3 protein-coding genes and 2 pseudogenes are annotated in these 6736 nt (G+C 56.4%); 2 read left to right on the forward strand and 3 right to left on the reverse strand.

All coding sequences use genetic code 11. The features are described from left to right. The first annotated feature begins 227 nt into the window (after positions 1–227). Positions 228–913: pseudogene (locus ACFX59_RS18090) on the forward strand (IS5 family transposase). Between the two features lie 348 nt (positions 914–1261). Here the strand turns inward: ACFX59_RS18090 and ACFX59_RS18095 are convergent. The 3 genes from ACFX59_RS18095 to ACFX59_RS18105 all read right to left on the reverse strand — a co-directional run bounded on the left by ACFX59_RS18095 (position 1262) and on the right by ACFX59_RS18105 (position 5881). Continuing rightward, positions 1262–2527: a hypothetical protein gene (locus tag ACFX59_RS18095; protein ID WP_387434427.1), complete on the reverse strand. Its 1266-nt coding sequence runs from the start codon at positions 2525–2527 to the stop codon at positions 1262–1264. Between the two features lie 328 nt (positions 2528–2855). Beyond that, positions 2856–3968: a capsule biosynthesis protein gene (locus tag ACFX59_RS18100; RefSeq protein ID WP_309690625.1), complete on the reverse strand. Its 1113-nt coding sequence runs from the start codon at positions 3966–3968 to the stop codon at positions 2856–2858. Next, positions 3965–5881: an SLBB domain-containing protein gene (locus tag ACFX59_RS18105; RefSeq protein WP_387434429.1), complete on the reverse strand. Its 1917-nt coding sequence runs from the start codon at positions 5879–5881 to the stop codon at positions 3965–3967. The genes ACFX59_RS18100 and ACFX59_RS18105 overlap by 4 nt, the downstream gene beginning before the upstream one ends. A 630-nt stretch (positions 5882–6511) precedes the next feature. Between ACFX59_RS18105 and ACFX59_RS18110 the strand changes: the two are divergent. After that, positions 6512–6657 (forward strand): annotated as a pseudogene (locus ACFX59_RS18110) (IS3 family transposase); the annotation flags it as partial. Positions 6658–6736: the final 79 nt, after the last annotated feature.

Genomic DNA, 6736 nt, shown 5'->3' on the forward strand with positions numbered 1-6736 from the left:
CGGCGACGACCGCCGTCGGTGATGATCTCGGACACGGACATAAGCCTATGCTTAGGGGATAGCCCCAAGCCTCCTTCCTAGGCCGGATCGACATTCAGGATTCCCAAACGGGGTGAAGGCTGGTTCATAGGCATCCGTGTAGAGGCGCGGAGCGAGCGATAGGGATCAAGCGGTACGAGTTGAGCGAGGCGCAGTGGTCGCAGATTGCATCGCTGGTTCCTGGCAAGGTGGCTGATCCTGGCCGGACGGGTGTGGATAACCGTTTGTTCGTGAACGGATGTTTGTGGGTGCTGCACTCTGGCGCACACTGGTGCGATCTTCCGGAGCGCTATGGCAAATGGAAGACCGTACACCGGCGCTTTAACCGCTGGTGCCATGCCGGTGTCTGGGAGCGGGTGTTCGAGGCGCTGACGGCGGATCGGGACAACCAGTATCTGATGATCGACAGCACCATCGTTCGCGCCCATCAGCAGGCAGCAGCCGGAAAAGGGGGGCAAAGGACCAGGCGCTGGGGCGTTCCAGAGGTGGACTGACCACCAAGGTCCACATGCTTGCCGACACGCTTGGCCGGCCCTTGCGGTTCCGAATCACGCCCGGGCAAGCGAGCGACATCGCCTCTGCCCCCGATCTGCTCGAAGGCCAGTGCGCCAAGGCAGTTCTCGCCGATAAAGCGTATGATGCTAATGCCTTGCGGGACCAGATCGCGGCCATGAACGCCACGGCAGTCATCCCCTCCAGGCGCAACAGAAGGGTCTCGATCCCGCACGATCCCCGCATCTACAAACATTGCAACCAGATCGAGCGATGCTTCAGTCGTCTCAAGCACTTCCGACGCTTCGCCCGCTACGACCGACGCACCATTCATTTCACCGGCTTCATCCATCTCGCCGCCGCCATGATCTGGCTACGCTGAATGTCGATACAACCTAGGCTTAAATCTGTCCGGTCGAAACGGGGGCCAGCTCACCGTCTGAGGAGTCATCCTCCTTGATTACAGACCTGTATGAACGCACCTACCCGGCCGGTCGGGCTGCTTAGCGTACGTCTGGAAAGACATTCTGCGATGACCCCGTTCTGCACCCGCGCCAATGCGGCGCCCATCAAGCCGCCGCTCGACGCGCACATATTCTATAAAGAACGCAACTATAATGCTAAGCCTCAAACCGTAAGCTGGCGTCGTCCTATTGCTCGGGGCTGCATGCCATCGAATAATGGGAGAAGCCGCGAGACCGCCCGGGCCCATACCGGTCATTGCTACTGTCTACGACTGCAGAACGCGCGGATGCGGATCAATTGTTGGTCGTTGAAAGCGGTGCGCCGCTATGATTTGCGCTAGGCTATCGAGTGCTATTCCCCATAGCATAAAGCACATTAATCCTGGCCGGAGGAAAATTCCAAGCGAGATGCCGATTTGCTCGGTGACGGGGCGTTGAGAGAGCCAAGCCGGACTGGATATCTCGATGAATGTCGAAAGTACGTTATCGTAAGGAATGCAAGACACATAAGCAGCTACAATCGCGATTATTGGGCCCGGCCGACGCCACGGCTCCAAGAATACTAAGAAAACTATGAAAGTTGCAGTGTAGCCACCAGGAGATGAACCGACAAGATAGGTGCTCAAAAGAATTAGCGCGATCCGCCGTTCATTTACAATACCCGGCTGCAAAAAACTACCTATTATGGTAACGATGCTGATCAATCGGCTTACGTTGATAATAATAGGAATAGCCGTCATGATAAGGTCAACTGTACGTGACGGTAAAAAGTCTCGTGTTGGGAAACGATACGTATCAAAGCCGAGAAATGGCGCGTAACTCGTAGAGTAGAAGACGCTTTCCCAAACTTGGTTTCCAGTGAGCTTGATAAAGGCCGCAGCGCCAGCGATGAGTTGGCCCAAGGTGCCGTCACCCAGTAACGCTACCGTGAGTAGATATAGGCCAAGCGTCGCAAAGCCAGCTAATTCCAGGTTACGCCATCGGCGACTTATTGCAGTCGCGACAACAGGAACGAGCAAGTATGGCTTGAAATTGATCAAAAAGGCGCTTGCTATCGCACGAGTCCAATTTGACCGAGCGATCCCGCCAAATGCAAACGCAAAAAATATAAAGCAGACAAGGATGAGGTTGCCACGCTCTAGCGTAAACAGCCATGGCAGTCCGAAAGTAAAACCAACGCCGCGGAACAATGCCGTACGCGGATCCGCCTTCCAAAAAGCATAGGTTGCCACCGCACTACCGATTGCCCAGCAGGACAGGATGGCAATACGACCGTAAACGTCACAATCGCGCGCAGCAAAAGCATCGCTGACGTAACATGATGGATCGCCAGCCAGCTTGAGAAATACGAATGACAGTGGAGGATAGACCGTCTTCCACACGTCGAAAGCGCCACGGTGGTGGGCCCAGTAAGCCGTGTTGAACCAGTCCATGAATGTGTCATTGGGATCGAAAACGAATGGCTGCGGAAGCCGTCCATACACCGAAAAATAATTGACGCACCAAGCCAACCCAGCGAGCACCGACAGCATCAAAAACAGTTCGGGGATACGTCGGCGGGACTCACCGAGTACGCGCGAGGGTTTCACTTAAGCAGACCCGGCTAGATGAATGGAAGCACAATGCAACAAGGCGCCTTTGATTGCTAATAAGCAACTACATCCTTCTGCACTCGATAGTTGCACCTGATATATCCTTTCACTTATTACCCAGAACCGTCCATCAACCAAGCGAAATCAATATTTATAGTACAATCTGCAGGGAGAACATTGACCGGGGAATATCTAATGGGGACTGCATCAAGCGCAATTTCCTCAAGCATAGTTCGATTGGTAAAAATATCAGTTCATAACCCGCGTTTTAGGTATTATTATGCTCGCGACTAAAAATATGTTTCCACTCCAAACCGGTAAGCGGCGCATAAAGCTCAGTAAAAACTGCCATTAAAATTGTCAGGATAAGCAACGCAACGGCGGATACATTATAATGACGCTCCGCATCAACATTCACGGGTTCGATGGTTTGGATGTAACTAGCACTCTCTGCAGAAAGATTTTCAACTTCTACTTGCTCCGTCGCTCGAGAATAAACCTCATACAGCGCTTCAGCAAAACGATAGTCGCGGTAGAGATCAAGATAGCGGCTGGATACGGCCCCCAATCCTGCAACATTGGGACCGCTGGCGCCGCTCGTAGGTCGACCCGTGCTGGCAACTTGCCCCTGTAACGCCGCAACCTGCGCACGCACTGCGGCAAGCTGCGGGTTTTCGGGACCTGCGACCTGTTCGACGGATCGAAGCTCTACCTGTTTGGCTGCGAGTTGAGCCTGAAGCGACGCCCTTAAAGCGATTGCGCTACCTAATTCCTGTTCCGGCGAAGCGAGATGGTTCGCCCGCCGGAACGCATCCAGTGCTTGCTCCGCCCTTACAACACGCTCACCCGCCTCACGGAAGCGCTGGTGCACGATCTTGCTCTTGTGAGCGATCGTGTTGCGGGTCAATGCCGCGATACGATCGCTAATCGCATCCACATAGGCCGTTGTAATGCGCATCGACGTATCGGCGTCGTATGTACGCGTCTCTACTTCCAATACACCGCCAAGCAGCAGGTGAATGTCAACCTCCTTGGCAAGTGCGATACGCGCATCGCGCACCGTGGCATATTGGCGGTCCGGACCGACAAGCTTCAACGAATTGATCACGCGATCCGTGACCGCCATGCTACGCCCGATGACGACATAAAGGTCGTTGGGTGGCTTCCCCCCCGAGAATAGGTTCGCAAAAGTCGCCAACTGACCACCAAGCGAATTGAGCACCTGCCCTAGACCCGCACTATTGGCATCCTGTGGCAGTAGTTTGGCACGCGCGACCCATGGTCGCGGTACGACACACAGCACGGCAAGCACGAGCGCGATTGCAAGATAGCCAATCCGGCGCCAGCGCGGTTCCAGAATCCAGCGATGCACAGCGGTCACTTTGACACCGTGGCAATGGTAGCTGCCGTCAGCCCTGCGGTAAGCAAGCCCTGCGTGACTTCACGCAATTTTGCCCAAGTTTCACCGCGCGATCCGTTGATCGGCACGAAAATGAGATCACCCGGAAGCGCATCCGCCTTCAGGGCTCCCTGACCTTGTTCGATCACGCTACCATTTGCTCGTATGACAAATACGTGACGGCGATCACCGATCTTCTGCACACCGCCCGCCTGCTCGATATAATCTCGGATTTTGCGCCCTGGGGTGAAGCGAAAATTAGCAGGGCTGGGGACCGAACCAAAAACGCCCACTGCCACGGGCACAGGCGGGATATAGAGGGCGTCGTTGTTCTCCAACGTTACGTTAGCCGGGAGCTGAGCGGCATCAGGCGTTATGTCAAGTACCAGTCGCCCATCAGGCTTGCGCTGCCTGAGTTCCGAGATGACTCTGTTCAGGGCCGTCGCTCGCTGGACGGCGTCAGTGCTAGGGCGCAAAGCTGACGTCAATGCCTCGGCCGTCAACGTCACCGAGGTATCGGTCAGGGCGCGGTCGAAGCTCACACGTTGCTGGATGCGCAAACGTTCACGCGTGAATACAGTACCAAACACATAGGATTGTGGTGTCAGCCCGCCAGCCAAAGCCACCACCTCGCCCAACGAGGTACCAGGCTGAACATAGTATCGACCCGGTTTGGTCACCTCTCCGTTCACCGTAACGAGGACCGGCTGCTGCATCAGTGGTCGAGCTATACCGATAGCGGACAATACACGGATCACCTGGGCACGGCGCGCCACCGTCCCGCGCACGTCCTGCGCGCTCAGCTCCTGCCAACCGCTATCGGGCTTAAGAGGATCGAGCAGCAGCAGTCGTTGATCGTCAGCAACCGTATTGACCCCGCCCGCATAGAGCAAAACATCTTCTAGCGTATCGTTCGCCCGTGTCTCGAAAATCGACTGATTGTTCACGCTGCCGATGACTGCAACCTGGGCACCGACGGGAGCGATGTAAAGGACATCACCGTTTTCGAGTACAGCGTCGGCCCGCTTGTCGCCCTTAAGCAAAAGATCGTAGAGGTCGAAATCGGCGATCAATTGCCCACCGCGGCGCAACTGGATCGAACGGAAGCTACCTCCAGCAGAGGGGCCACCTGCTGCCAATACGGCGTTTACCAGCGTGGAAAGGCTACTGACCGAGTAGGAGCCTGGCACTTGCGCAAAACCGGTAACGTAGACGGTGATGCCATGCAGCCTCGCAGTTGACACCGAGACCCGAAAATCGCGGTATTGCCGCGAAACTTGCCCTGCTATCACCTGCTGGATGTCGCCATAGCGCACCCCACCAACCGAAATCGCACCCACGCGAGGCACAAAAATCCGGCCATTGCTGTCTACGGTGAGCAGCATGTTACTCGATTGGATCGAGCCAGTCAGGCCAACGGCCAACTCATCGCCGGGATTGATCTTGTAGTCTGGCGGAACGGTGGTGGTCGGGGGCGCGGTGAAATCACGCGCCGTCGGTATCAGGAGGTTACTGCCGAATCGTCGCAACGGTGCGTCAACGATATCCGACGCGAACTGCTCGAACTCGCTTGGCGGCGAAGCCCGGCGAGTAACTGCCTGCTCCCCTGATACGGCATTAGCATTTGACCTGTCATCTCTGACAGAGTTGATCTCACCACGCTCTGTAGAGACACTGATTTGATCAGGTACATAACGAGCGGATTCGGCGGCCCTGTTCTGGCTCGCTGCGGCTAGGCGACTTGAATTAGCCTGATCCTGCGAAAGTTGCTGCAATGCGCGATCCTGCTGATCGCTAGCTTGCGCGGCTGCTTCGATCGGCACCGTCAGCGCGACGGTTGCAAGCAGGCATGGCGAAATGCCGCATGTTGTCAAAAGGAAAAATACAGGCTTCACTAGCTATCGGCTCCCGTACGGCGTTATGCACCCCAGCCCTCATCAAAGCGCAGAGGGAGGCAATGCTGAGCCGGATCAAACAATGGCTTGTTAGCCAAAATCGCAAGCTGAGGAAACTGCCATCTCACCGGATATCAAGCTGGCTGACAGTGCCGTACCCCCCGTCTCTTCACCCACTTGGAAGTAGAGATCGGCCCCGGAAAGGGACGGACGGAAGGAAGCGGAAGCAGTTTACACAGGAGCGGACGATCGGCTTCCCGAAAGAGTCCGGGGGGAGCGCGGTTGTGACGGAGTTGTGCAGCAAGCACGGGATGTCGAACGCGAGCGAGGAGGGACGCTTGGTAAGGCGATCATGCGCCGTTCGGCATATTGGGGCGTAAGGTACCCGAGGGCCGCCCGCATGCGGTGTCGATTGCAATGGCCCTCGACATACTTGAAGTCGGCGCACCGTGCCGTGGCCTGGGTTTCCTAAAGCGGCATTGATGGACGAATTCGACTCCGGCCTGAGCTGGGGCAGGCTTTACAGCTACCGCGCGCATTGCGGCGGCCCTCCATCGACAACAGCGCGCAAAAGGGCTGATGCCGGTCAATTAGAAACGGGCCTACCCTATCATGGCGACGACCGCCCGACGCGGGACTATGCCGCTCGAGATGCTGCCAGACAACGGTTCGGCCTGTACCGCCCGCGAAACACGGATTGCTGCCCGTCAGCTGGTGCTGAAACCCCGCTTCACCCCTTTCGCATCCTACAGTCCAACGGCATTTCGGAGGCCTTCGAGTAAGCGTCCGGTGTTCCCCGCCTTGCTGACGAGGTGATGCGCAAGCCACAGGTGCAGCACTGTGGCAGACACTGGT

This window comes from Sphingomonas sp. NCPPB 2930 (genome assembly GCF_042867205.1).
GTDB lineage: Bacteria > Pseudomonadota > Alphaproteobacteria > Sphingomonadales > Sphingomonadaceae > Sphingomonas.